We start from the raw sequence: 25,683 nt of genomic DNA, 5'->3' as shown, positions 1-25,683 counted from the left end.
AGACCTGTTATTTTTTAGCCGTAATTGGATTAGCCGATGAATAAATTACTTGTAAGTCTGGTGTTATCCCTCGGTGTGGCCGGTTCGGCCCATGCTCTGCAGGGTGATGCCGCTGCCGGCGCAGGCAAGGTGGCAGTCTGTTCAGCCTGTCATGGCGCAGATGGCAACAGCATCATGCCGAACTGGCCGAAACTGGCCGGTCAGGGCGAGCGTTACCTGGTCAAGCAGATGACGGACATCCGTGATGGCGCCCGTGAGGTACCAGAAATGACCGGCATGCTGACCAACCTGAGTGATCAGGACCTGGCTGACATCGCAGCCCATTTCGCTTCTCAGCCCATGGCTGGCGGGGTTGCCGATGCCGAACTGGCCGAGCGCGGCGAAGCCATCTACCGCGGTGGCAACCTGAAAACCGGTCTGCCCGCCTGCACCGGCTGTCATTCGCCCACCGGTCAGGGTAACGAGCCTGCAGGCTATCCGCGTCTGGCTGGCCAGCATGCTGCCTACACTGCCAAGCAGCTGACCGACTTCCGCGAAGGCGATCGCACCAATGATGGTGACATCATGGTCATGCGCACCATCGCTGAACGCCTGAGCAACAAGGACATACAGGCCGTTGCCGAGTACATCCAGGGACTGCGCTGAGCCTGGAGCGACCGGCAATAACCGGTGTTAAAAAAAGGGTGGCCAAGGCCACCCTTTTTTGCGACTGTAGGATGCCCAACGGCAGCGGGCAGGAGGCTGCCGGGAACCTTTCTGCCACCATTGCAGCCTTAATGGCAGCCACATTTGTTCGGAGAGTTACATGCGCAAGTTCTTGACTGCAGGATTGGTCTGGTTGCTGGGCAGCCTGGCATTGGCACAGGCCCAGAGTGCCCAGTATCAGGCCGGTGTCGACTACGTCGAGCTGCCCTCTGCGGCCCCCACCCAGGAGCCGGACAAGGTAGAGGTAGCCGAGCTGTTCTGGTACGGCTGCGGCCACTGCTTCAACTTCGAGCCGATCATCCGCGAGTGGAAGGAAACCCTGCCCGAGCATGCCTACTTCCGCCCGGTTCCGGCGTTCTTCGGTGGCAGCTGGGACACCCACGGTCAGCTGTTCTATACTCTGGAGAGCATGGGAAAACTGGAAGAAACCCATGCAGCCATCTTCCAGGCGATCCATAATCAGGGTGAGCGACTGGCCGATGTCAATGCCATGGTCCGGCTGCTCAAGCAGTATGGTGTGGACGAAGCGGAGTTCCGTGAGACCTGGAACTCCCCCGGCGTGAAACTGAAAATGAATCAGGCCAAACGACTGGCACGGGCCTACCGCGCCACCGGGGTACCGACCCTGATTGTCAACGGCAAGTACCGTATCGAAGCCAGCATGGCCGGCAGCTTCGAGAACATGCTGAAGATCGCGGATTATCTGGTGGAACAGGAACGTCCCTGACCGAGGATGACCTAATGATGGCAACGGGTAATATTCCCTGGCGGCGGGCCACCCAAGGCACCATGGCCCCCGCCTGCATGCAGACCAACCCCAACTGGACCTGCTCGGATGAGGTACCCACCCTGCCTGAGGTATTAAAGCTGCTCAGCTTCAATATCCAGGTGGGTATCAACACCCAGCGTTATCATCACTACCTGACCCGTGGCTGGCAGCATCTGCTGCCCCACGCCCGGCGCCAGCAGACCCTGGCCCAGATCGCCCAGCTGATCAGCGAGTTCGATGTGGTGGCGCTGCAGGAAGTGGATGGCGGCAGCCTGCGCTCCGGCTTCATCAACCAGGTCGAGCACCTGGCCAGGGAGAGCCAGTTCCCCTACTGGTATCAGCAGCTCAACCGCAACCTGGGGCGCTTTGCCCAGCACTCCAACGGTTTCCTCAGCCGCTACCAGCCCCAGCTGCTGGAGGATCATAAGCTGCCCGGCATGCTGCCCGGCCGCGGTGCCATCCTCACCAGTTTCGGCCAGGGGCCAGACAGCCTGCTGGTAGTGATGATGCACCTGGCGCTGAGCACCCGCACCCGCGCCAGCCAGCTGGCCTATATCCGCGAACGCATTGCCGATCACAGCCATGTGGTACTCATGGGTGACATGAACACCCACGCCGAGGACCTCCTGGAACGTTCGCCCCTGAGCGGCAGCAACCTGCATACCGCCAATCTGCCGGGCACCTACCCGAGCTGGAAACCGGCCAGGGTGCTGGATCATATCCTGCTCAGCCCGAGCCTGAGCATCGAGCAGGTGGATGTGTTGCCGCAGCCGATCTCCGATCACCTTCCCGTGGCCATGCATATCCGGTTGCCCCCCAGCGTCTGCCGGATACCCGACAACCATCCAGCAGCAAGCTGATGCCGCGGAGCTGGTTGCGCCCCTTCCATCAGGCTTGCCTGGCAGCGATCCTGGCCGTGCTGGCCGGCTGCGCCGGCGGCCTGAAGATCGACACCAGCCACACGGCGCGTGGGCAGGACAGCCGGGTGCAGTACGTCATCCTGCATTACACCTCGTCCAATGCCGAACGCGCCCTGCGCACTCTCACCCAGGGTGAGGTCAGCAGCCATTACCTGATCAACGATACCCCGCCGACCATCTACCGGCTGGTGGACGAGAACCGGCGCGCCTGGCACGCCGGTGACAGCAGCTGGCAGGGGCGCACCTGGCTCAACGCCAGCTCCATCGGCATCGAGATTGTGCATCCGGGCTACCGGGACGGCCCTGATGGCCGCTACTGGTATCCCTGGAACCCGCAGCAGATAGATGCCCTGATCCCCCTGCTGCAGGACATACTGCAGCGACACGGGTTGCCGCCCGAAAGAGTCATAGGTCACAGTGACATCGCGCCCCAGCGCAAGCTTGATCCGGGCCCCCTGTTCCCCTGGCAGCAGCTGGCGGCCGCCGGCGTCGCCATCTGGCCCGATGCCGCCAGGGTAAATCACTACGAGGCGTTGCTGGGCGAGCTCACCCCTTCCCTGGAGTGGTTTGCGGCAACTCTGGAACGCTTCGGCTACAGCCTTGGCGGAACCGGTGATGAGGCCCGACGACTGCGCAACGTCATCGCCGCTTTCCAGATGCGCTTCCGGCCCGCCCGACATGACGGCGAAGCCGATCCCGAGACTGCAGCCATCCTCGCGGCCCTGGTGCCGGGAAGCTTCGAGCGTATCGGCGACTACCACCGACTGCAGCAGGTCGAGCCCTTTCCCACCCAACCTTGATCAGGGACTGTCCAGCGTATGCTCAATGGAATCTGGCTGAGCTTCTTCCTCGCGGCTTTTGTCGCCGCCCTCTGGCAATGGCTGGGACTGGGCGATGCCGAGGTGTTCACCCGGCTGGTGGCCGCCCTGTTCGACATGGCCCGCCTAAGCGTGGAAATCGTCCTGGTACTGGTCGGTACCATGACCCTGTGGCTGGGCTTTCTGGCCGTTGCCGAGAAAGCCGGTCTGATCCGCCTGCTGGCGCGGGTGCTGGATCCGCTGTTCCGCCGGCTGATGCCCGGCGTGCCCAGCGGCCACCCGGCGCTGGGGCATATCAGCATGAACTTCGCCGCCAATATCCTCGGCCTGGACAATGCCGCCACGCCCATAGGGATCAAGGCGATGCACTCGCTGCAGGAACTCAATCCGCAGAAGAACACCGCCACCAACGCCCAGATCCTGTTCCTGGTGCTCAACAGCTCGTCGCTGACACTGCTGCCAGTGACCATCTTCATGTACCGCGCCCAGCAGGGCGCCGACGATCCGACCCTGGTGTTCCTGCCGATACTGCTGGCCACCACCGTCTCCAGTCTGGTCGGCCTGCTGACGGTGGCAGTGATGCAGCGCCTGCGCCTGCATGATCCGGTGGTGCTGGCCTACCTGCTGGCCGGGGCTGCCGGTCTGGGCCTGCTGCTGACCGCGCTGGCGGGCATGTCCGCCCAGGCGCTGGCCGCCACCTCCTCGCTGATCGGCAACCTGACCCTGTTCGGTATCGTCATCCTGTTTCTCGGGGTGGCCGCCCTGCGCCGGGTCCAGGTGTATGACACCTTCATCGCCGGGGCCAGAGAGGGTTTCAGTTTCACTATCTCGTTGTTGCCCTACCTGATCGCCATGCTGGTGGCAATCGGCGTACTGCGCGCCAGTGGCGTGCTCGATGCCGGTCTGGCGGGCATCCGCTGGCTGGTGGAAGGAGCGGGCTGGGACACCCGCTTCATCGACGCCCTGCCCACCGCCTTCATGAAACCGCTGTCCGGCAGCGGCGCCCGGGCAATGATGCTGGAAACCATGAACACCTTCGGCGTCGACAGCTTCCCGGCACTGCTGGCCGCCACCTTTCAGGGCAGCACCGAGACCACCTTCTACGTGCTGGCAGTGTATTTCGGCGCGGTGGGCATCACCCGCATCCGCCACGGGCTGGGCTGCGCGCTTATCGCGGATCTGGCCGGCATGCTGACGGCCATAGGGGTGTGCTACTGGTTCTTCGGCTGACCCCGTTCCGGCCATGGCCTGTTAAGCTGTGGGCAAGCGTTTTCAAGGAGCACCCCATGCCTGCCCCGCGTTTCGATCAGTTGCACCGCCAGCCCGGTCCCTTCTTTCTCGCCCTTGGCGGGGCGGGGATGTTCGGTGCCAATCTGTATCTGTACGGCTCGGCGGGTCAGTGGATCGGCATCGATTGCGGGCTGGCGCTGGAATCGACGCCCAGTGGCGACAATCGCGTCTCGGTGCCTTCGCTGGAGGCCCTGCGGCGCCACGATATCCAGCTCAGTGCGCTGTTGATCACCCATGGCCACGAGGATCATATCGGCGCCGTTGAGCACCTGTGGCGCGAGCTGAAGTGTCCGCTGTATGCCAGCCCCTTCACCGCGCAGCTGATCCGCAGCCGGCTGGCGCCGAATCTGGAGTGGCCGGTGCTGCATGAGATCAGTCCGCTGCAACCGGTAGGGCTGGACAACTTTCAGGCCGAGTGGATACCGGTGACCCACTCGATTCCCGAGTCCCACGGCATACTCCTGCAGGTGGCCGGCAGGCGGCTGTACCACAGCGGCGACTGGAAACTCGACCCCCAGCCGGTGGTCGGCGGTCTGACCGCCGAAGGCCGCCTGCGCAGCATCGGCAGGGAAGGGGTTGATGTGGTGATCGGCGACTCGACCAACGCCTCGGTTGTCGGCGCCAGCCGTTCGGAAGGGGCGGTGCAGGATGGTCTGTCGGATGTGATACGCCCCTGCCGCGGGCGGGTGATTGTCACCTGTTTTGCCAGCAACCTGGCCCGGCTGCACAGCCTGGCCGAGATCGCCATGGACTGCGGCCGTTACGCTGGCCTGCTGGGGCGCAGCCTGGTGCGCATGCACGGCCACGGGCGTGCCCATGGCTACCTTTCCGCTCGCCCAGGCTTCATCGGCCCCTGGGAGCTGGGTTTTCTGCCCCGGGACCAGCAACTGTGGATCTGTACCGGCAGCCAGGGCGAGCCGGCCGCCGCCCTGGGTCGACTGGCCGCCGGCAACCATCCGCAGCTGACCCTGGAGCCAGGGGATAGCGTGGTGTTCTCCTCGCGGGTGATACCGGGCAATGAGGAGGCTCTCGGCCGCATCCGCCAGAGCCTGCAGGCCCAGGGCGTGCATATCATCGACGACGACATGGCACCGATTCATGCCTCCGGGCACCCGCCACAGGAGGATCTGCGCCAGCTGTATGAATGGCTGCGGCCACGCCATGTGCTGCCGGTGCATGGCGAGGATTACCATCAGCAGGCGCACCAGGCCTTTGCCCGCAGTCTCGGCATAGGCACCCTGGTGCCGCGCAACGGCGAGCTGATAGACCTCAGCGCCCAGCCCTGCAAGGTCGCCGAACTGCCCTGGGGGTTGGTGGAGGTGCAGCGCTGAGCCGGGCTCCGCAGGGGGTCAGAAACTGCCTTCCCTGATCTTCTGCCAGAGCATGCCCAGCGCCAGCAGCGGCGCCCGGAAGCGTTCGCCGCCGGGGAAGGCCATGTGCGGCACCTGGCTGAACAGGTCGAAGCCGCGACTGGCCTGGCCGGTGATGGCCTCGGCAAGGATGCGCGCGGCCAGGTGGGTGGCATTCACCCCGTGGCCGGAGTAGGCCTGGGCATAGAACACGTTGGGGTGATCGGGCAGACGGCCGATCTGCGGCAGGCGGTTGGCGCCGATGCCGATCATGCCGCCCCACTGGTAATCGATGCGGACATTGGCCAACTGCGGAAAGACCTTGAGCATCTTCGGCCGCATGTAGGCGGCGATATCCGCCGGATCCCGCCCGGAGTAGTGGCAGGCACCGCCGAACAGCAGGCGACGGTCGGGCGACAGCCGGTAATAATCCAGCGCCACCCGTTGATCACACAGGGCCATGTTCTGCGGGATCAGTTCCCGCGCCAGTTCCTCGGACAGGGGCTCAGTGGCGATCACATAGCTGCCGGCGGGGATCACTCGGCTGGCCAGCGAAGGCTGTACGCCGCTGTGGTAGGCGTTGCAACCCAATACCAGCTGCGAGGCCCGGATCCGCCCGCGGGCGGTATGGACGGTAATCACAGGGCCCTGGTCAATGGCGGTGACCGCCGAGCGCTCGAACAGCTGCACGCCCAGCGAGCGGGCTGCCTGCGCTTCGCCGAGGGCCAGGTTGAGCGGGTGCAGATGCCCCGAGCCCATGTCGATCATGCCGCCGACATAGCGGTCGGAGCCGACCACGGAATGCAGCTGATCGGCTTCGACCAGTCGCAGCTCATGCTGATAACCCAGCCCCAGCAACTCCTCCCGGTCAGCCCGGAAGCCGTCCATGTGCTTAGGTTTGTTGGCCAGATCGCAGTAACCCCAGGTCAGATCGCAATCGATGCCGAACTCCTCGATGCGCCGGCGCACCAGCTGTACCGCCTCCAGTCCCATCAGCTTGAGCTCGCGCACCCCCTCGGCACCCAGGATCCGGGTGAACTGCTCCAGGTCATGACCCACGCCACGGATCAGCTGCCCGCCATTGCGCCCGCTGGCGCCCCAACCGATGCGCCGGGCCTCCAGCAACACCACCGACATGCCGCGCTGGGCCAGTTCGATGGCGGTATTCAGGCCGGTGAAGCCGCCGCCCACCACACAGACATCCGCCTGCAACTCGCCCTCGAGCACGGGGCAATCGAATTCCAGTTTGCGCGAGGCCAGATACCAGGAGTCGGGGTAGTCATCGGTGTGAATGGCTGGAAACGACATGAAAAATCCACTGCTTGCGATTGATAGCCGCAGAATAGCGGTAATTGCCCTGCGGAAGAAGAGCGCACAAGCGGGACATATCGACCAACGTCCACCGCCTCGGCCGGCGGAATCTGATATTCTTGCCGCCGGCGTTCCGCCATTCCGTGGCCCTGTTTCTATCGTCATTCCTGTGGATTTACCATGCGTCCAGCCCGTGCCCTGATCGACCTGTCTGCCCTGCGTCACAACTACCGTCTGGCCAAGAGCCTGTCCGGCTGCCGGGCACTGGCGGTGGTCAAGGCCAACGCCTATGGCCATGGCGCACTGGAGTGTGCGGCGGCGCTGGACGCGGAAGTGGACGGCTTTGCCGTCTCCGCCATCGAGGAGGCGCTGGAACTGCGCGCGGCCGGCCATCGCCAGCCGATAGTGCTGCTCGAGGGCTGGTTCGAGGCCAGTGAACTGGAGCTGATCTGCCAGCATGACCTGTGGCCGGTCATACACCACGACGGGCATCTGCAGGACCTTGAGCAGGCCAACCTGAGCAAACCGCTGAACGCCTGGCTGAAGCTGGACAGCGGCATGCACCGCACCGGCTTCTCTCCGCAGATCTATCCGACCATCTGGCGGCAGCTGCTGGCCAGCGGCAAGGTCGCCAGCCTGACCAGCATCACCCACTTCTCCCGCGCCGACGAGCCGGACACCGGCCGCACCGAGCAGCAGCTGGAGGCCGTCCGCAGCGCCACCGCCGACCTCGGGGAGGTGGCCAGGAGCCTGTGCAACTCCGCCGGCGTACTGGCCTGGCCGCAGGCCCATGGTGACTGGGTCCGCCCGGGCATCATGCTGTACGGCTCCAGCCCCTTCGGCTTTCCCCAGCCGCAGGCGGGGCAACTGCAGCCGGTGATGCAGCTGGAATCCAAGATCATCGCCGTGCACCAGGTCGCCAGCGGCGAACCCATCGGCTATGGCTCGCGCTACCTGACCACCCGACCCAGCCGTATCGGTCTGGTGGCCATGGGCTATGCCGACGGCTATCCACGCCATGCCGCCGATGGCACCCCGGTGCTGGTGGATGGTCAGCGCACCAGCCTGGTCGGGCGGGTGTCGATGGACATGCTCACCGTGGATCTGACCGACCTGCCGGCCAGCGGTCTGGGCAGCCATGTACGGCTGTGGGGCAAGGGGCTGGATGCGGGCGAGGTGGCCAGTCATGCCGGGACCATTTCCTACCAGCTGTTCTGCAACCTGAACCGGGTACCACGCTGCTATCAGGACTGACGGCCCGCCAGCGTGGCGGATTTCAGTCAGCGCGTTGAAGATAATGCACAGCCGTGCAACAATGCGCTGTTCCTGAAACCCCTGCTGTTCCTGACTTTCAGCCCTCCTGGAGGATTCCGACCTTGGATGTTGGTACCCGCCTGAAAACCATCCGTAAACTCAAGGGTCTGTCCCAGCGTGAGCTGGCCAAACGCGCCGGTGTCACCAACAGCACCATTTCCATGATCGAGAAGAACAGCGTCAGTCCTTCGGTCAGTTCGCTGAAGAAGGTGCTGGGCGGCATCCCCATGTCGCTGGTGGAGTTCTTTTCCCTGGAAAGTGCCCAGGCGCAGCCTCGCAAGGTGGTCTACCGGGCCGACGAGTTACTGGATATCGGCTCCAATCAGGTCATCATGCAGCTGGTCGGCAAGGACCACCCCGGACGCAGCATCTCCTTTCTGCGCGAGGTCTATCCCCCTGCGGCGGATACCGGTCCGGACATGCTGCGCCATGAAGGCGAGGAGGCCGGCATGGTGGTGCGTGGCCGCCTGGAACTCACCGTGGGTGACGAGGTTCACGTGCTGGATGCGGGGGACAGCTACTATTTCGAGAGCAGTCTGCCGCACCGCTTCAATAATCCCTTCGATGAGCCTTGCGAGCTGATCAGCGCCACCACCCCAGCCAATTTCTGAACGATCTCAGTAGCCGGGCGGGTAGCTGTTCAGCACCCGTGCGGCGCGCTCGTGCATCTCGCGACTGCGCTCCAGCGGCGACAGACGCTCATTGACCCGGGCACTGTCGCTGCCGCGCCACACCAGCTGTCCATCCCGGGCGTCGAACAGATCGATCTGCAGCGTCATCACCGGGTACTCCACGGTACGGGTCTGGCTGTAGCCCGGCCCGCCCCAATAGGGCCCCCAGTAACCCCAATAGCCCCCATAGTGGGTGGTCACGTCATCCCTGTGGATCTCGGTGATCAGTGTCGCCTGTACCCGCAGGTCGGCGGTGGCAGGCTCTGTCGCCGGGCGAAGTCCGCGTACATCGAGCTGCGCACTGACCGCTTCCTTGACCCGCCGGGAGGTCAGATCGCTGGCCAGACGGGGGTCGCTGGCCGGGGCGTAGGTCACCGCCGGCTCGGACCAGGACCAGGTCTGGTACTGACCGAAATCCCGGTTCAGGTCGTAATCGGTGCGCGGCACCGACACCTGACAGGCGCCCAAGGCCAGCACCAGGGAGATCAACATCGCTAAACGAAACATGGCAACCTCTGCGCTAAATGACGGTCTATGACATCAGACTGCCTTGAAAAAGGTCCGTTTTGCCACCCCCTGCAGACGCCGGCAGACGAAGAGCACCACTCTGGGCAGCAGACAACAACATGAAACGGAGTCAACCGATGCGTAGATTGAAAACGATAGCCCTCGCCACCGCCACCCTCAGCGTGCTCACCCTGGGCACCATGACCGCCCATGCCGCCGACGGGGACATGAGCCGTCAGCTGACCGAAGCCCGTCAGGAAGGCTCAGTGTGGACTGCCTTCGCCCTCAACCGCCATCTGAGTCCTTTCAGCATAGACGTGGAAGTGGAGAACGGGGTAGCCATCCTGACCGGTGAAGTGGAGTCCGAGGTCGAGCGTGATCTGGCCGCGCAAGTCGCCCTGGGCGTGGAAGGCATCAACGAGGTGGACAACCAGCTGCAGGTCAGCGGTGAAGAGGTCAAGCGCGCTGCGGACGGCGAGCGCAGCTTCTCCAGCCGCTTCAATGATGCAACTACTACCGCCACCGTGAAGTCGAAACTGTTGTGGAATCGCAACACCGAGGGGCTGGACATCAATGTTACCAGCCGCGATGGCGTGGTTACTCTGGAAGGCCGTGCCGGCAGCGAGGCGGCCAGCGAGCTCGCGGAGCGTCTGGCCCGCAATACCGAAGGCGTACGCCGGGTTGAGAACAAGCTCAGTGTCAGCGCCGAGGGCGGCACCGCCGACCGGGCCAGGGAGCAGGTGGACAACGCCGGAGGAGCGATAAGCGACGCCTGGATCACCAGCAAGGTCAAATCCAGCTTCCTGTTCAACAGCAATCTGGACGGCCTGGACATTGCCGTCGAGACCCGTAACGGTCAGGTCACCCTGAGTGGCGCGGTTGCCAGTGAGGCCGAGAAGTCCCTGGCGGTCGAGATCACCGAGAACATCCGCGGCGTCCGCGGTGTGAATGCCGGCTCCCTGCGGGTCGGTGGCATGGAAGACTGAAGTCGGCGCAGGAGCGCTGAATATAAAACCAATCGAGGAGAACTACCATGCTGAGCTGGGCTATCACATTTCTGATCATCGCCATCATCGCTGCGGTTCTGGGCTTCGGTGGCATTGCCGGGACCGCAACGGGCATCGCCAAGATTCTGTTCGTCGTGTTTCTCGTCCTGTTCATCGTGTCCTTCATCATGGGACGCCGACCGCGACTCTGATCGCTCCGGGAAGCAGCAACGCCATACGGGCTACTGCCGTGGCCGGTATGGCGTTACTCCCTTTGTAACTGCGACCTTCCATCCCTTGCCGGGGTCCGGCACTGCGTTTAGCCTTGCGGCTTTGAATCAGCAAGGAGCAGTCGCGTGGTACGGATCAAGGTCTGGGATCTTCCCCTGAGACTCTTTCACTGGGCGCTGGCCGTGGCCGTCACCGGTGCACTGGTGACCATCAATCTCGGTGCGGCCTGGATCGAATGGCATGGGCGCTTCGGACTGACCGTCGTTGGCCTGATTGCCTTCCGCCTGGCCTGGGGCGTGCTGGGCTCGACCCATTCCCGTTTTTGCAGTTTCTTTCCGACCCCCGCTGCGCTGGGCGCCTATCTGCGCGGCAACTGGCAGCGGCCCGGACACAATCCGCTCGGCGCACTGTCGGTATTGGCCATGCTCGGCCTGCTCGGCTTCCAGGCGGTATCGGGGCTGTTCGCCAGCGATGAGATCGCCTTCAATGGCCCACTGACCCGGGCCGTTTCGTCGTCAACCATCTCGACCCTGAGCAGTCTGCATCGCCAGACCGAGCTATGGCTGTATATCCTGCTGGGCCTGCATGTGCTGGCGGTGATCGTGCATCAACTGCGGGGCAAGCGGCTGATCGGTTCCATGATCCACGGCTGGGCGGCTCTGGCGGAGAGCGAGACTGCACCCCGCACTCGTTCGCCGTTGAAGGCGGCACTGGCGCTGGCACTGGCTCTGCTGCTGGCTGGCGCTGCGCTGTGGCTGGCCAATGGCAGCTGGATACCGGCACCGCCCCCAGCGGCGGCACCGGCCTGGTAAGCCCGCGGATCGGGCCCGGAGGGCGGTTGGATCAGCGCTGCCGGTACTTGTCGTGGCAGGCCTTGCAGCTCTGGCCGACCTCGGCAAAGGCGGTGCGCAGAGCGGCGCGATCGTCCGCCTCGGCGGCGTCGACCAGCTTGCCGGTGGCGGCAGCGAGTCCAGCCGACAACTGCGCCACATCGGGGAAGTTGTCGAACATCTCGGGCTTGACCCGGGTCTGCTGCGCGCCGACCTGGCGGTCGGTACCCGGCCCGTACAGGGCACCCATGCCGGAATTGGCAATGGCATCCAGGGTACGGGCAGCGGCCAGAATCTGCCCCTGGTCATAGGCCACGCTCTGATCGATCACCTGCGCCTTGATCTTGCCCATGTTCCAGGACATGTAGCTGTAGCCGGCCTTGCGCAGCTTGATCTGGTCCTCGGGGGAAACAACTTCGGCCTGGGCGGTCATGCCGGCCCCCATTACCACGGCGGCCAGGGCGCCGGCGAGCACGGTTCTGAACACTGTTACTACTCCTTGTCTGTTATCTGATCTGGCAGCGCGAAGCTGCCGCAGGCTGGTATAACCGCCCGGGGCGGCTAAATCCAGCAGACAATGGTATCAGGCTGTTCTGCCGGCGGATTGATCCAGAGCAGCGCCGGGGTTGTCGCCCAGAGTATTGAAGGCGATATGGGTGCTGGGATAGACGCCACTGACCAGCTCCTCGATCCAGTCGGTGTCGGACAGTCGATCCATTACCGGCCCCTTGACCTCGGCCAGATGCACGGCGATGCCCTTGTCACGCAGGCCCTGGCTGAGCTCGCAGAGCATGTCCAGCCCGGTGCTGTCGATATGGTTGACCGCCGAGAGAATCAGCAGCAGATCCCGGGTGTCCGGATAGTCGCGCAGGGCCTGCAGGATGGCCCGCTCGATCGCCCGGGTATTGGCGAAGAAGATGTTCTCGTCGATACGCACCGCCAGCAATCGCGGCTCGATCTCCACCAGGTGGCGGCGGGTATTACGGAAATACTGGGTGCCGGGAACCCGGCCCACCACGGCGATGTGCGGCCGGCTGCCCCGCCACAGCTGAGTAACGATGGACAGGCCAACGCCCAGCACTATGCCCGCCTCGATCCCCAGCCAGATGACCCCCGCGGCGGTTGCCACCAGAGTCGCGCCCTCGCGGCGGTCGTAGCGCCAGGTGCGGCGCAGTCCGGCCACGTCGATCAACGGCGCTACCGCTACCAGAATGACCACCGCCAGCACCACCAGCGGCAGGGCTGCAAACAGGGGCGCCAGTGTCACCAGAATGAGGGCAATGACCGCCGCCGAGACCACCCCGGCCAGGGGGGTATTGGCCCCGGCCTCGATATTCACCCCCGAGCGGGAAAAGCCGCCGCAGACGGCAAAACCGCCGGTCAACGCTGATCCGACGTTGGCCGCCCCCAGTGCCAGCAGTTCCTTGTCCGGGTCAATGCTCTGGCGCTTGCGACGGGCCAGCGACTGGGCGATGGACACGCTTTCGACGAAGCTGACCAGACTGATCAGCGCCGCCGGCAACAGCAGCAGTTTCAGCGTGGGCAGGTCGGGCGTACTCCACGCCAGGGCTGGCAGGCCGGCGGGCAGGCTGCCCACCACCGGCACCCCGCGCCCGGCCAGATCGGCGGACAGGCTGATCGCCAGGCCCAGGGCCACCACCAGAATGGGCGCCAGTCGCGCCAGCACGCCGGCCAGCGCCGGGTTGAAACCCAGCCGCTGCAGGTGGCCGCTCAAACGGCTGCGGGCGTAGAGCAGCCAGATCAGCGCCGCCAGCCCCATGGTCAGCACCAGTGTATTGACCGGGGTCCACTGCTCGCGCAGTGCCGCCGGCGAGCCCGGCAGCTGCTCCAGCCCGAGCAGATGGGGAAACTGGCTGAGCAGGATGAGGATGGAGGCGCCGCTGATGAAGCCGCTGATCACCGGATGGCTGAGAAAATTGGCGAGAAAGCCCATCCGCAGCAGGCCGAGCACGAACAGCAGCACCCCCGACAGCAGCGCCAGCCAGATGGCCAGCTGCAGGTACTCCGCCGAGCCGATGGTGGCGAAGGGGCCGAGCAGGGCCACGGTCATCAGCGCGGTCACCGCCACCGGGCCGACCGACATGCTCATGCTGGTGCCGAACAGGGCATAACCGATCAGCGGCAGCAGGCTGGCGTAGAGTCCGATCTGCACCGGCAGACCGGCAAGCATGGCATAGGCCATGCTCTGGGGAATGATCATGATCGCCGTGACCAGGCCCGCGACCAGATCACCGCTCAGCCAGGCGGCACGATAATGGCGCAGCCAGGCGAGCCAGCCATCACCCCCGGGCGGCTGCAGCCGCAGGTTATCCCGCATCAGTGATCATCCCGCACGCAAAGCTCCTCGGAAACCGGCGCACCGTGGCGCAACCCTGGCCATGAGTGTAATGGCTGATCCGCCGATATTCATCCCATCCGGGTTGCTGGAGCGGTCCAGCTGAATCGTGGATACTCGGGAGAGAGTCCAGAGAGGAAGGAACAAATGATTGCACAGCGTTTTGATCTGAGCGGCAAGACTGCGCTGATTACCGGCGCCTCCAGCGGCTTGGGTGCCCATTTTGCCCGTACCCTGGCCGAGGCCGGAGCACGGGTGGTGGTTGCCGCGCGGCGCACCGACCGGCTGGCCGCACTGGTAGCGGAGCTGCAGGCGCAGGGCTCCCAGGCCTTGGCAGTGACCATGGACGTGACCGACAGCGACAGCGTCAAGCGCGCCTTCGAGCAGGCGGAAGAGCAGTGGGGTGTGGTGAATATCCTGGTCAACAACGCCGGCATCGGTGACCCGGTGATGTTCCTCAACATGACCGAAGGCAATTGGCGCAGCATGATGGACACCAACCTGGACGGCGCCTGGCGCGTAGCCCACCGCGCCAGCCTGGCCATGGCCCAGGCCGGGCAGGGCGGCTGCATCATCAATATCGCCTCGATTCTGGGGCTGCGGGTGGGTACCGCTCTGAGTCATTATGCTGTGGCCAAGGCCGGTGTGGTCCAGCTGACCAAGGCCATGGCCCAGGAGCTGGCGCGCAACAGGATCCGCGTCAACGCCATTGCCCCCGGCTATTTCCGTACCGAGATCAACAGCGACTGGTTCGATACCCAACAGGGCAAGGACTACATCCGCGACAAGGTGCCGATGCGCCGCCTGGGCCAGCTGGAGGAACTGGACGGGCCGCTGTTGCTGCTGGCCAGCGAGGCCGGTTCCTTCATGACCGGCACCGTGATCAACGTGGACGGCGGCCACCTCACCAACAGCCTCTGAGCGGCGGCAAGTCGCTCAGCGCAGCGCGGCCAGTACCGGGGCCGTTTCCGGGCGTACCCCGCGCCACAGCGCAAAGGCCTCGGCGGCCTGCTCGACCAGCATGCCGAGGCCGTCAAGGCAGCGTGCCGCGCCCTGCTCGGCGGCCCAGCGGTTGAATACCGTGGCCTCGCTGGCGTACATCATGTCGTAGCACCAGGTCAGCCCCGGCTGGATCAGCCCCGGCGAGATCGGCGGCAGCTGACCGTCGAGACTGGCGGAGGTGGCATTGATGATCAGGTCCACCGGCTCCTCGATCCAGTCGAATCCGGCGGCACTGATCGGGCCCAGATCGCGGAACAGCCTGGCCAGATGCTCGGCCTTCTCCACGGTACGGTTGACCACGCACAGCTGCGCCGGCTGTGCCTCCAGCAGAGGCTGGATCACCCCTCTGGCGGCACCGCCGGCACCCACCAGCAGAACGCGTTTGCCGCTCAGACTGAAGCCGGCATTGTGCTGGATATCCCTTACCAGCCCCTTGCCGTCGGTGTTATCGCCCAGCAGCCGGCCGTCTGCCTGCCGCGCAATGGTGTTGACCGCGCCGGCCAGCTCGGCGGCCGGGGTACGGGTGTCCACCAGCTCCCAGGCCTGCTCCTTGAAGGGCACGGTGACGTTGGCGCCCAGCCCCTCTCGGAGGAAGGCGCGCAGGGTGCCGGCAAAGTCATCCAGCGGCGCCAGCAGCGCCTCATAGGTCAGCTGCTGGCCGGTCTGGCGGGCGAAAAGTCCGTGGATCAGCGGGGATTTGCTGTGGGCAATCGGATTGCCGATGACCGCATACCTGTCCATCAGTGCTCCTCCTTCAGCCAGTCGCGCGGCGGCAGGAACTCCTCCACCAGGCGAGCCTCGGCACTGCCCGGCTCCGGCTGCCAGTTATAGCCCCAGCGCACCGTGGGCGGCAGGGACATGAGGATGGACTCGGTGCGGCCACCGGACTGCAGCCCGAACAGGGTGCCGCGGTCCCAGACCAGATTGAACTCCACATAGCGGCCACGGCGGTATTCCTGAAAAGCCTTTTGCTGCTCTGTCCAGGGGGTGTTGCGACGCCGCTCGATGATCGGCAGGTAGGCCTCCAGATAGGCATCGCCCACCGCCCGCAGGAAGGCGAAACAGCGCTCGAAGCCCCACTCGTTGAGGTCGTCGAAGAACAGGCCGCCGACACCCCGGGCTTCGTTGCGGTGCTTGAGGTAGAAGTAGTCGTCACACCATTTCTTGAAACGCGGATAAACATCCTCACCGAAGGGCGCACAGGCATCCCGGGCCACGCGGTGCCAGTGGATGCAGTCTTCCTCGGTGGCATAGTAGGGGGTCAGATCGAAACCGCCACCGAACCACCAGACCGGATCGGCGCCCGCCTTCTCGGCAACGAAGAAGCGCACGTTGGCGTGGGAGGTGGGCACATGGGGGTTGTCCGGATGCATCACCAGGGACACGCCCATGGCCTGGAAGCTGCGGCCGGCCAGTTCCGGCCGGTGCGCGGTGGCCGAGGGCGGCATGCCGTCGCCATGGACATGGGAGAAGCCGACACCGCCCTTCTCCAGCAGCGCACCCTGTTCGATGATGCGCGAGCGGCCACCGCCGCCCCCCGGGCGCTGCCAGTCGTCCTCGACAAAGCGAGCCTGACCGTCGGCCTGCTCCAGCGCAGCGCAGATACGGTCCTGCAGCCCCATCAGGTAGTCCTTGACGGCGGCTATGTCGGTGGCGGTGGGAATCTCGTTCACGGGGTACCTCTCAGGCGGGGCGGATAATGGCGTCGGTCTGCAGATCCCGGATGATACTTGGATTGCGCTGCTCACCCAAATTGCCCGCCACCACATCATCAAGCCGGCCGTGGAAATACTGTTCCACCCGTAGCCGGTTGCGCGCCGGCGGGCGCCCGGCAGGGTTCGCCGAGGTGGACACCAGCGGTCCGCAGGCTGCACACAGCTGACGGATCAGCGGGTGGGCACTGACCCGCAGAGCCACTGTGTCATGCTCGCCGGTGATCCAGTGTGGCAGTCGGTTCTGGTGTGGCACCAGCCAGGTGTTGGGCCCCGGCCAGGACAACTGCAGTTTGGCCAACTGATGCTGGGGAAGGTCCCAGAGCAGGAAACCGAACTCCTCGATATCGCCGGCGACCAGAATCAGCCCCTTTTCCACCGGCCGCTGCTTGAGCTCCAGCAGCCGCTTCACCGCATGGCCATGCAGGGGGTGACACCCCAGGCCCCATACCGCTTCGGTCGGATAGGCAATCACGCCCCCGGAATACAGCACCCGTCGAATCTGTCCCAACCGCCATTCTGCCAGCATATTCCACCCCCTGATCTGCGAGTGGCGACATTAGCTGAGGCGCCGCCGTCGCTCAAGGTCAGCTTGCACCGGCCCGACAATATCCCTGCGGGGTATGCAGTACCAGCCCGTCGAGTTCGAGCTCCATCAGCCCCTGGAGTACCTGATGAATCGGCATGTCGCTCTGCAGCGCGAGCCAGTCCGCAGTGACCGGATCATGCCCGAGCCAGCGCCACAGCGGGTGGGTCACCTGCGTCTGCGATGGTGCCTCGGCCAGCGCACGGTGCAGAGGCAGACGCAGGGCCTGCAGCACATCGTCGACGGTTTCCACCAGTATGGCACCGTCGCGCAGCAGGCGATGGCAGCCTCTGGCCCGGGGGTTGTGAATCGACCCCGGTATGGCAAACACTTCGCGGTTCTGCTCCATCGCCAGGCGCGCGGTGATCAGCGAGCCACTGTTCAGACTGGCCTCGACCACCAGGGTGCCCAGGCTCAGCCCGCTGATGATGCGGTTGCGCAGGGGAAACAAACCGGCATGGGGCGCCGTGCCGGGCGGCTGCTCGGACACCAGTGCGCCGCCGTTGGCCAGAACCTCCTCGGCCAGCCGGCGATGGCGCCGCGGGTAACAGTTGGCCAGCCCGGTGCCCCACACGGCTATGGTCTGGCCATGGACATCCAGCGCGCCCTGATGGCAGGCACCGTCGATGCCCAGCGCCATGCCACTGGTCACGGTCAGGCCGTTCTCGGTGAAATCCCGGGCGAAGGCCCTGGCCGTGCTGGCGCCGTGGGGACCGGGATGCCGGGTGCCGACCATGGCGATCTGCGGATCGCTCAGCAGTTGTGCAGAACCCTGAACGAAGAGCACCAGCGGCGGGTCACTGATTTCGCGCAGCAGGGGCGGGTAGTGCGGGTCGTCAATGGTCAGCAGATGGCAGTCGGCCTGCTGCAGCCACGCCCGGCTCTGCTCGATGTGCCGGTCGATGCGAGGATCACCCTGGCGATAGAGGCTCAGCCCCTGCTGCACGCGGGGCGGCAGGCGGCCCGCAACCGGGCAATCAAGGTCGTGGAGCAGGGCCAGGGGATCATCAACCTGATCCAGCAACAGGCGGCGTGCTGCGGGGCCAACGCCGGGCAGCAGACTCAGGGCCAACCAGGCCAGACGGCGGTCAGTCGAATCGCAAAGCATGGCAGGGCTCGGGGAAATCTGGTGGGGCAGGTGAGGTGGGGACAGATGCCGCCCGAGCGGGCGGCATCCCGGGGTAGCTCAGGGATTGCGGACCTTGTCCATGATGGCCAGCTGGCGCTGGGCATTGAGAACGATACCGTAGCTCATGCGATCATAGACGCGGAACACCATCAGCAGACCGGCACGCTCATCGGGCAGGCGCACGCGTTCGTTCTGGATGCGGTCGCGGACCAGTTCACCGGTCTTGTAGATGGCCAGAACATTGCCTTCCTTGAGGTTGTCGCGGGCGCCCTTGTTGAGGATGACTACGTCATACTGACCGATCTGGGTGACGCCGTTGGGCACGTCCAGAATCAGGCCATCGACCTGACCTTCAGGATCGCTGGGAAAGAAGGTGGAAGATACGGCGCGCTCTTCGGTCTCCAGCAGGCGGTCGCCGATGCGCACTTCCTGACGGCTGCGGTTGACCATGAGGGTGGTGATGTCACCTTCGGTGGCCAGCACCTGGACGTTGCCGATCTCCTGGGCATGCAGGCCGAGGAACTCGCCGGTCTGCGGATCGGTATAGGCCTTGCCACGGCGGTAGAGGCCGTAGGCCGGCACGGCTTCGTCAACCTCTCCACGGGCATAGACCTTGTTACCCGCCCCGGCTACCACGCTCTCGGCTTCGCCACCGATGATATAGGGTGCGGCTTCCAGCGCATCGGCGTCATCCAGGATGCGGCCGGCATTGAGGAAGGCATTGATGGCTTCCAGCGGAATGGTCGGAATGGCCTCGGCCATGGGGGTGGTGCGCACGGTGGGCGACAGACGGATGGTGCCGCCCTGGCCACGATTGACCATGAGACGGGGCTGGCCGTCGATATACACCAGGGAAATGATGTCACCCGGATAGATCAGATGGGGGTTGTTGATCTGCGGGTTGGCGTGCCAGATCTCGGGCCACTTCCAGGGCAGGTTGAGAAACCGGCCGGCGATGCCCCAGAGCGTATCGCCCTTGACTACTTCGTACTGCTGCGGGTGGTTTTCCTTGAACACCGACTCCTGTGCCTGTACCAGAACGCTCACACCGAGCAGCATCAGGCCGAGTAATGTTTTCCTCATGACACGAATCCCTTTATTATAGAGGCCAGCACCCAGGTCCCTGCCCAAACCGGCATGCGGACCAGCTATACTTCCAAGCTGCAAGCATATTAGCAGCACCTTTCGTCTCAGTTCTACAAGTGCATCACAAACCGACATGGCCATATTGAATATTCTTGAGTTTCCCGACCCCCGGCTGCGCACCATTGCCAAGCCGGTCGCCGTGGTTGACGAACGCATCCGCCAACTGGTGGATGACATGTTCGAAACCATGTATGCAGCGCCGGGTATCGGCCTGGCGGCTACCCAGGTGAACGTGCACGAGCGGGTCATCGTCATCGACCTGTCAGAGGAGCACAACGAGCCTCTGGTGTTCATCAACCCGGAGCTGGAGATCCTCACCGAGGAGCTGGACGAGATGCAGGAGGGCTGTCTGTCGGTCCCCGGTTTCTACGAGACGGTAACCCGTCCGGAGCGGGTCCGGGTCAAGGCGCTCAACCGTGACGGCGAAGCCTTCGAGATGATCTGCGAGGGCCTGCTGGCGGTATGCATCCAGCACGAGTGCGATCACCTCAACGGCAAGCTGTTCGTGGATTACCTGTCCAACCTCAAGCGGGATCGCATCCGCAAGAAGTTGGAAAAGCTGCACCGGGCCCAGGCCAACGCCTGAGCCGGTCAGGGCTGGAAGGCTTGCTACGGCAAGCCTTTTTTCTTTACGCAGGAAAAGAGTGTGATGAAGAGCGCGGATCTACGCATCGTTTTCGCCGGCACCCCCGAGTTTGCCGCCGCCCATCTGCAGGCGCTGCTGCAGGCCGGACTGAACATAGTCGCGGTCTACACCCAGCCTGACCGCCCGGCCGGCCGTGGTCAGCGCCTGACCCCGAGCGCGGTCAAGCAACTGGCGCTGCAGCATGCGCTGCCGGTGTATCAGCCGCAGACCCTGCGCGCACCCGAGGCCCAGGCCGAACTGGCGGCGCTGCAGCCGGACCTGCTGGTGGTGGTTGCCTATGGCCTGATCCTGCCCCAGGCGGTACTGGATATCCCGCGACTGGGTTGCATCAACAGCCACGCCTCGCTGCTGCCACGCTGGCGCGGTGCGGCGCCCATACAGCGGGCCATCGAAGCAGGTGACAGCGAGACCGGCGTGACCGTGATGCAGATGGAGGCCGGACTCGACACCGGTCCCATGCTGCTCAAGGTGAGCACACCGATCAGCCCCGACGACACCGGCGGCAGCCTGCATGACCGACTGGCCGAGATAGGACCGCCGGCGGTGGTGCAGGCCATCGCCGGACTGGCAGCCGGTACCCTGATCGGCGAAGTTCAGGATGACAGCCTGGCAACCTATGCCCACAAGCTGGGCAAGGCCGATGCACGTATCGACTGGCATCGGCCGGCCACCGAACTGGCGCTGATGATCCGCGCCTTCAACCCCTGGCCGCTGGCCCATGCACTCTGGCAGGGGCAGCCCCTCAAGGTCTGGAATGCCGAAGTGGAGGAGGGCAATGGCGCACCCGGGGAGATTCTTCAGTGCAGCCGCCAGGGCCTGCTGGTGGCCTGTGGCGATCAGGCCCTGCGTCTGACCCGGCTGCAACTGCCCGGCGGCAAGCCGCTGGCCTTTGCCGATCTGTACAACGCCCGGCGCGACCAGTTCGTACCCGGCCAGCGCCTGGAAAACGGCCAGTGAGTCCGCGCCTGGCTGCCGCCAACGCGCTGGCGCTGGTCATGGCCGGCAAGGCGTCGCTGGGTACCAGCATGCCCCCTCAGCTGGCTCAGGTCGCCCCGCGGGATCAGGCCCTGGCGCGGGAGCTGGCCTTCGGCACGGCGCGCTGGTACTTCCGCCTGCAGGGTCTGGCGGAGCAGCTGCTGCAGAAGCCATTGAAAGCCGCCGACCGCGATATTCACGCCCTGCTGCTGGTGGGCATTTATCAGCTGCTGTACACACGCATACCCGGCCACGCCGCCATCAGTGAAACCGTGGATGCCGCGGTGCGCCTGAAGAAGGCCTGGGCCAAGGGACTGCTCAACGCCGTCCTGCGGCGGGTCCAGCGCGAGGGCAATGAATTGCTGGCCCAGCTGGAACGCGACCCGGTCATTCGCACCGCCCACCCGCGCTGGCTGCAGAAACGCCTCAAGGCCGACTGGCCCGATCATTGGGAGTCCATCTGCGCCGCCAACAATCTGCACCCGCCGATGACCCTGCGGGTCAACCGCCTGCGCGGCACCCGCGACCGGTATCTGGCCCGCCTGCGGGAAGCCGGCATCGAGGCCAGCCCCTGCCGTTTCTCGGTGGACGGGTTGACCCTGCAGGCGCCCCGGGATGTACATCAATTGCCGGGCTTTGCCGAGGGAGAGGTCAGTGTGCAGGACGAAGCCGCGCAGCTCGCCGCTCCGCTGCTCGATCTCAAGGCGGGACAGCGGGTGCTGGACGCCTGTTGCGCACCCGGCGGCAAGACCTGCCATATCCTGGAACTCGAGCCCGGGCTCAGCGAGCTGGTGGCGCTGGATCTGGAGCCGAGCCGCCTGGAGCGGGTGCGCGAGAATCTGCAGCGTCTGCAGCTGCAGGCTACACTCAAGGCGGCCGATGGGCGGGAGCTGGCCAGCTGGTGGGATGGCAGACCTTTCCAGCGCATACTGCTGGACGCGCCCTGCTCCGCCACCGGGGTGATCCGCCGTCATCCGGACATCAAGCTGACCCGCCAGTCCGAGGACATAGCCGCGCTGGCTGCCCTGCAGGGCGAGCTGCTGGATACCCTGTGGCAGACCCTCGAGGTAGGCGGCATTCTGGTCTATGCCACCTGTTCGGTGCTGCCCGAGGAGAACACCCGAGTCATCGAAGCCTTTCTGCAGCGCCACAGCGGTGCCCGGCAGCTGCCTGTCGAGGTGGGCGAGGGCGCGACCCAGCCCGCCGGTCGCCAGTTGCTGCCCCAGCCAGAGGGCCATGACGGTTTCTATCTGGCCAGACTGGTCAAGCTGGACAAGGGCTGAGCGCGGATAACAGGACGAATCCATGAAGATCATCATTCTCGGTGCAGGACAGGTGGGCGGCAGCCTGGCAGCGGAGCTGGCCAGCGAGGCCAATGACATCACCGTGGTGGACGTGGACGCTACCCGCCTGCGGGTGCTCGGTGATCGCCTGGACATCCGCACCATCCAGGGCCGTGGTTCCCTGCCGACCGTTCTGCGCCAGGCCGGCGCAGACGATGCGGACATGCTGATCGCGGTGACCAGCAGCGATGAGACCAACATGGTTGCCTGCCAGGTGGCCTATTCCATGTTCCGTACCCCCACCAAGATTGCCCGCATCCGCGAATCGGCCTACCTCACCCGGGACGGCCTGCTGGGCAACGATCACCTGCCGGTGGACGTGGTCATCAGCCCCGAGCAGGCAGTTACCAACTACATCAAGCGCCTGATCCAGCATCCCGGTGCCCTGCAGGTGCTGGACTTTGCCGAGGGCAAGGTACAGCTGGTGGCGGTGCGTGCCTATCACGGCGGCCCCCTGGTGGGTCAGGAGCTGCGCTATCTGCGCCAGCACATGCCCAGCGTGGATACCCGGGTTGCCGCCATCTTCCGCCGCGACCGGCCGATCACCCCCAAGGGCGACACCATCATCGAGGCCGACGACGAGGTGTTCTTCATCGCCGCCTCGGAGGATATCCGCGCGGTGATGAGCGAGCTGCGGCGGGTCGAGCGCAGCAACAAGACGGTGATGATCGCCGGCGGCGGCAATATCGGCGAACGCCTGGCCGAGGCCATCGAGACCCGCTACCGGGTCAAGATCATCGAGAACAACCGGGCCCGCGCCGACTATCTGGCCCAGCATCTGGATCGGGCCATAGTGCTCTACGGCAGCGCATCGGATCGGGAACTGCTGATCGACGAGAATATCGAGGAAGTGGATATCTTCTGCGCCGTGACCAACGACGACGAGGCCAACATCATGTCCTCGCTGCTGGCCAGGCGACTGGGGGCACGCCGGGTCATGGCGCTGATCAACAACCCGGCCTACGTGGATCTGGTGCAGGGCGGTCAGATCGAGATTGCCATCTCGCCATCCCATGCGACCCTGGGGACCCTGCTGACACACATCCGCCGCGGCGATATCGTCAACGTCTACTCCCTGCGCCGTGGGGCGGCGGAGGCCATCGAGATCGTCGCCCATGGCGATGCCCGCTCCTCCAAGGTGGTCGGCCGCGCCATCCGCGACATCAAGCTGCCGCCGGGCACCACCATTGGCGCCGTGGTCCGCGGACAGAAGGTGCTGATTGCCTCCGACAGTCTGGTAATAGAAAGCGATGACCACGTCATCCTGTTCGTGATCGACAAGAAGCATATCCGCGATGTAGAGCGGCTGTTCCAGATCGGCCTGACGTTCCTCTGACATCCTTTCCGGACAGGTAGACGCCCATGCAATATTCCCAGATCCAGCGCATCATCGGCATATTGCTGATGCTGTTCTCCCTGGCAATGCTGCCTTCGGCTGCGGTCGGTCACTATTTTGGCGAACCGGCGCGGGACGCCTTCCTCACCGGCTTTGCCATCACCCTGATGGTGGGCCTGCTGGTCTGGCTGCCGGTACGCCACCAGCGCAACGAGCTGCGTACCCGGGACGGCTATCTGATCACCGTACTTTTCTGGGCGGTGCTGGGCCTGTTCGGGGCGGTACCGCTGTACCTGCTGGAGCTGCCCGATCTGAGCGTGGCCGATGCGGTGTTCGAATCCTTCTCCGGCCTGACCACCACCGGCGCCACTGTCATCACCGGGCTCGATACCCTGCCCCGGGCGCTGCTGTTCTACCGGCAGCAACTGCAGTGGTTCGGCGGCATGGGGATCATCGTACTGGCAGTGGCGATACTGCCGCTGCTGGGCGTCGGCGGCATGCAGCTGTACCGGGCGGAGATGCCTGGCCCGCTGAAGGACAACAAGCTGACTCCACGCATCGCCGAAACGGCGAAGGTGCTCTGGTTCATCTACACCGGCCTGACCCTGGCCTGCGCTCTGGCCTACTGGGCGGCGGGCATGCGCCTGTTCGATGCCATCGGTCACAGTTTCTCCACCGTGGCGATCGGCGGCTTCTCTACCCACGACACCAGCATCGGCTACTACAACAGTCCGGTCATCGAGCTGATATGCGTGTTCTTCATGGTGCTGTCGGGGATCAACTTCGCGCTGCACTTCACCGCCTGGCGTTTCCGTTCCGTGGGCAGCTACTGGCGCGATCCGGAATGCCGCGCCTACCTGATGATACTGCTGGGCCTGGTGCTGGTCACCGCGCTGCTGCTGATCGCCCATCAGTACTATGCGCCGGCCTCGGCCATCCGCTTCGCCCTGTTCCAGGCCGTGTCCATTGCCACGACCACCGGCTTCACTGTCACCGATTATTCGGCCTGGCCTTCAGTGCTGCCCTTCCTGCTGCTGTATGCCAGCTTCGCCGGGGCCTGTGCCGGCTCCACCGGCGGCGGCATGAAGATCATCCGAGTACTGCTGGTATTCAAGCAGGGAGTGCGCGAGATCAAGCGCCTGCTGCACACCAACGGGGTGTTCCCGGTCAAGCTGGGCCAGCGGCCGGTGGGAGACCGGGTGGTGGAGGCGGTATGGGGCTTCTGCTCGGTCTACGTGTTCACCTTCGCGGTGCTGTTTCTGCTGTTGCTTGGGACCGGGCTGGATTTCGTCACCGCCTTCTCGGCACTGGCGGCCTGCATGAACAATCTGGGGCCGGGGCTGGGGGAGGTGAATGCACACTACGGTGAGCTCAGCGCCCTGGTGAAATGGCTGCTGAGCTTCGCCATGCTGCTGGGCCGCCTGGAGGTCTTCACCCTGCTGGTACTGCTGACGCCGATGTTCTGGCGGCGCTGAGCGCTCAGGGGTCGACGAATGCCATGCCGGCGCCTTCACCGGCCACCACGCGCTGGATGACCATGCGCAGCACGGGCGCTTCGAATGGCATGTCCTGCACCTGGCCATCGACCTCGGTGCCGGGGGCCAGCTCGGCCAGCCGGGCGTTCTCGACGAACACCCCGCCATCGGACAGATCCCGGGTATAGCCGAACACCTCGCCCAGCTCGGGATGGGTGATCTTGATCCGTGCCTTCATCATGGTCCGGGGGTAAACCCGCTTGTTGCTCATCGTTG

At 64.8% G+C, this 25,683-nt stretch carries 27 protein-coding genes; 17 read left to right on the top strand and 10 right to left on the bottom strand.

What is annotated here, in order from left to right; translation table 11 throughout:
* The first annotated feature begins 36 nt into the window (after positions 1 to 36).
* From BM046_RS11330 to BM046_RS11305, 6 genes are all read left to right on the top strand, one after another.
* On the top strand, positions 37 to 645 hold the full coding sequence (locus BM046_RS11330) for a c-type cytochrome (RefSeq protein WP_090539558.1): 609 nt from the start codon (positions 37 to 39) through the stop codon (positions 643 to 645).
* A 160-nt stretch (positions 646 to 805) separates the two neighbouring features.
* A complete protein-coding gene (locus BM046_RS11325) occupies positions 806 to 1,432 on the top strand; it encodes a thiol:disulfide interchange protein DsbA/DsbL (protein ID WP_090539556.1) in 627 nt (208 codons plus the stop codon).
* Positions 1,433 to 1,509: 77 nt separating this feature from the next.
* The gene (locus BM046_RS11320) at positions 1,510 to 2,334 is read left to right on the top strand and encodes an endonuclease/exonuclease/phosphatase family protein (RefSeq protein WP_235818637.1); all 825 of its coding nucleotides are present in this window, start codon (positions 1,510 to 1,512) and stop codon (positions 2,332 to 2,334) included.
* Positions 2,334 to 3,194, top strand: coding sequence for an N-acetylmuramoyl-L-alanine amidase (locus BM046_RS11315; protein ID WP_090539554.1), 861 nt, complete (start codon positions 2,334 to 2,336; stop codon positions 3,192 to 3,194). The genes BM046_RS11320 and BM046_RS11315 overlap by 1 nt, the downstream gene beginning before the upstream one ends.
* Positions 3,195 to 3,212: 18 nt before the next feature.
* A complete protein-coding gene (locus BM046_RS11310; protein ID WP_090539552.1) occupies positions 3,213 to 4,442 on the top strand; it encodes a nucleoside recognition domain-containing protein in 1,230 nt (409 codons plus the stop codon).
* Between the two features lie 56 nt (positions 4,443 to 4,498).
* Positions 4,499 to 5,833, top strand: coding sequence for a ribonuclease J (locus tag BM046_RS11305; protein ID WP_090539550.1), 1,335 nt, complete (start codon positions 4,499 to 4,501; stop codon positions 5,831 to 5,833).
* An 18-nt stretch (positions 5,834 to 5,851) separates the two neighbouring features.
* On the opposite strand, the gene BM046_RS11300 is transcribed toward BM046_RS11305, so the two are convergent.
* A complete protein-coding gene (locus BM046_RS11300; protein WP_090539548.1) occupies positions 5,852 to 7,159 on the bottom strand; it encodes an NAD(P)/FAD-dependent oxidoreductase in 1,308 nt (435 codons plus the stop codon).
* 183 nt (positions 7,160 to 7,342) lie between these two features.
* On the opposite strand from BM046_RS11300, the gene alr reads away from it, so the two are divergent.
* Together alr and BM046_RS11290 are read left to right on the top strand one after the other, a co-directional pair.
* Positions 7,343 to 8,416 (top strand): alanine racemase, encoded by a 1,074-nt coding sequence (alr, locus tag BM046_RS11295; RefSeq protein ID WP_090539547.1) that lies wholly within the window; start codon positions 7,343 to 7,345, stop codon positions 8,414 to 8,416.
* Positions 8,417 to 8,538: 122 nt separating this feature from the next.
* A complete protein-coding gene (locus tag BM046_RS11290) occupies positions 8,539 to 9,087 on the top strand; it encodes a cupin domain-containing protein (RefSeq protein ID WP_090539545.1) in 549 nt (182 codons plus the stop codon).
* A 6-nt stretch (positions 9,088 to 9,093) separates the two neighbouring features.
* Here BM046_RS11290 and BM046_RS11285 read toward each other — a convergent pair whose 3' ends face one another.
* Entirely contained in the window at positions 9,094 to 9,654 is a 561-nt protein-coding gene (locus BM046_RS11285) for a DUF4136 domain-containing protein (RefSeq protein ID WP_090539543.1), read from the bottom strand.
* A 137-nt stretch (positions 9,655 to 9,791) separates the two neighbouring features.
* Between BM046_RS11285 and BM046_RS11280 the strand changes: the two genes are divergently transcribed.
* From BM046_RS11280 to BM046_RS11270, 3 genes are all read left to right on the top strand, one after another.
* Positions 9,792 to 10,640, top strand: coding sequence for a BON domain-containing protein (locus BM046_RS11280; RefSeq protein ID WP_090539541.1), 849 nt, complete (start codon positions 9,792 to 9,794; stop codon positions 10,638 to 10,640).
* A gap of 47 nt (positions 10,641 to 10,687) precedes the next feature.
* Complete coding sequence (locus BM046_RS11275) at positions 10,688 to 10,852, top strand: DUF1328 domain-containing protein (RefSeq protein ID WP_090539539.1); 165 nt, start codon at positions 10,688 to 10,690, stop codon at positions 10,850 to 10,852.
* 144 nt (positions 10,853 to 10,996) lie between these two features.
* Positions 10,997 to 11,683, top strand: coding sequence for a cytochrome b/b6 domain-containing protein (locus BM046_RS11270; protein WP_090539537.1), 687 nt, complete (start codon positions 10,997 to 10,999; stop codon positions 11,681 to 11,683).
* Between the two features lie 31 nt (positions 11,684 to 11,714).
* On the opposite strand, the gene BM046_RS11265 is transcribed toward BM046_RS11270, so the two are convergent.
* Positions 11,715 to 12,188 (bottom strand): c-type cytochrome, encoded by a 474-nt coding sequence (locus BM046_RS11265; RefSeq protein WP_235818630.1) that lies wholly within the window; start codon positions 12,186 to 12,188, stop codon positions 11,715 to 11,717.
* Between the two features lie 96 nt (positions 12,189 to 12,284).
* On the bottom strand, positions 12,285 to 14,039 hold the full coding sequence (locus BM046_RS11260; protein ID WP_090539535.1) for a SulP family inorganic anion transporter: 1,755 nt from the start codon (positions 14,037 to 14,039) through the stop codon (positions 12,285 to 12,287).
* A 165-nt stretch (positions 14,040 to 14,204) separates the two neighbouring features.
* Here BM046_RS11260 and BM046_RS11255 point away from each other — a divergent pair, with 165 nt between their 5' ends.
* Positions 14,205 to 14,978 (top strand): SDR family NAD(P)-dependent oxidoreductase, encoded by a 774-nt coding sequence (locus BM046_RS11255; protein ID WP_090539533.1) that lies wholly within the window; start codon positions 14,205 to 14,207, stop codon positions 14,976 to 14,978.
* 15 nt (positions 14,979 to 14,993) lie between these two features.
* On the opposite strand, the gene aroE is transcribed toward BM046_RS11255, so the two are convergent.
* From aroE to BM046_RS11230, 5 genes are all read right to left on the bottom strand, one after another.
* Positions 14,994 to 15,800 (bottom strand): shikimate dehydrogenase, encoded by an 807-nt coding sequence (gene aroE, locus BM046_RS11250; RefSeq protein WP_090539531.1) that lies wholly within the window; start codon positions 15,798 to 15,800, stop codon positions 14,994 to 14,996.
* Positions 15,800 to 16,705 carry an oxygen-dependent coproporphyrinogen oxidase gene (gene hemF / locus BM046_RS11245; RefSeq protein ID WP_407046231.1) on the bottom strand — a complete coding sequence of 302 codons (906 nt, stop codon included), beginning with the start codon at positions 16,703 to 16,705 and terminating at the stop codon, positions 15,800 to 15,802. The genes aroE and hemF overlap by 1 nt, the downstream gene beginning before the upstream one ends.
* A 37-nt stretch (positions 16,706 to 16,742) precedes the next feature.
* On the bottom strand, positions 16,743 to 17,300 hold the full coding sequence (locus BM046_RS11240) for an L-threonylcarbamoyladenylate synthase type 1 TsaC (protein ID WP_090539527.1): 558 nt from the start codon (positions 17,298 to 17,300) through the stop codon (positions 16,743 to 16,745).
* Between the two features lie 58 nt (positions 17,301 to 17,358).
* The gene (gene dprA, locus BM046_RS11235; RefSeq protein ID WP_090539525.1) at positions 17,359 to 18,465 is read right to left on the bottom strand and encodes a DNA-processing protein DprA; all 1,107 of its coding nucleotides are present in this window, start codon (positions 18,463 to 18,465) and stop codon (positions 17,359 to 17,361) included.
* Positions 18,466 to 18,543: 78 nt separating this feature from the next.
* Entirely contained in the window at positions 18,544 to 19,569 is a 1,026-nt protein-coding gene (locus BM046_RS11230; RefSeq protein ID WP_090539523.1) for a LysM peptidoglycan-binding domain-containing protein, read from the bottom strand.
* 136 nt (positions 19,570 to 19,705) lie between these two features.
* Here BM046_RS11230 and def point away from each other — a divergent pair, with 136 nt between their 5' ends.
* The 5 genes from def to BM046_RS11205 all read left to right on the top strand — a co-directional run bounded on the left by def (position 19,706) and on the right by BM046_RS11205 (position 25,407).
* Positions 19,706 to 20,218, top strand: coding sequence for a peptide deformylase (gene def, locus BM046_RS11225; protein ID WP_090539521.1), 513 nt, complete (start codon positions 19,706 to 19,708; stop codon positions 20,216 to 20,218).
* Between the two features lie 63 nt (positions 20,219 to 20,281).
* On the top strand, positions 20,282 to 21,235 hold the full coding sequence (fmt, locus tag BM046_RS11220; RefSeq protein ID WP_090539518.1) for a methionyl-tRNA formyltransferase: 954 nt from the start codon (positions 20,282 to 20,284) through the stop codon (positions 21,233 to 21,235).
* Positions 21,232 to 22,536, top strand: a complete 1,305-nt coding sequence (gene rsmB / locus BM046_RS11215) for a 16S rRNA (cytosine(967)-C(5))-methyltransferase RsmB (protein WP_090539517.1) — start codon at positions 21,232 to 21,234, stop codon at positions 22,534 to 22,536. Before fmt ends, rsmB begins: the two co-directional genes overlap by 4 nt.
* A 22-nt stretch (positions 22,537 to 22,558) precedes the next feature.
* The gene (gene trkA / locus BM046_RS11210) at positions 22,559 to 23,932 is read left to right on the top strand and encodes a Trk system potassium transporter TrkA (RefSeq protein ID WP_090539515.1); all 1,374 of its coding nucleotides are present in this window, start codon (positions 22,559 to 22,561) and stop codon (positions 23,930 to 23,932) included.
* A gap of 26 nt (positions 23,933 to 23,958) precedes the next feature.
* A complete protein-coding gene (locus BM046_RS11205; protein ID WP_090539513.1) occupies positions 23,959 to 25,407 on the top strand; it encodes a TrkH family potassium uptake protein in 1,449 nt (482 codons plus the stop codon).
* Positions 25,408 to 25,411: 4 nt separating this feature from the next.
* Here BM046_RS11205 and BM046_RS11200 read toward each other — a convergent pair whose 3' ends face one another.
* Positions 25,412 to 25,678, bottom strand: a complete 267-nt coding sequence (locus tag BM046_RS11200) for a PilZ domain-containing protein (protein ID WP_090539511.1) — start codon at positions 25,676 to 25,678, stop codon at positions 25,412 to 25,414.
* Positions 25,679 to 25,683: the final 5 nt, after the last annotated feature.

Source organism: Halopseudomonas formosensis, from assembly GCF_900115905.1.
Classification (GTDB): domain Bacteria; phylum Pseudomonadota; class Gammaproteobacteria; order Pseudomonadales; family Pseudomonadaceae; genus Halopseudomonas; species Halopseudomonas formosensis.
Note: the sequence above shows the minus strand (reverse complement) of the source record. Positions and strands in the feature narration are given on the sequence as shown.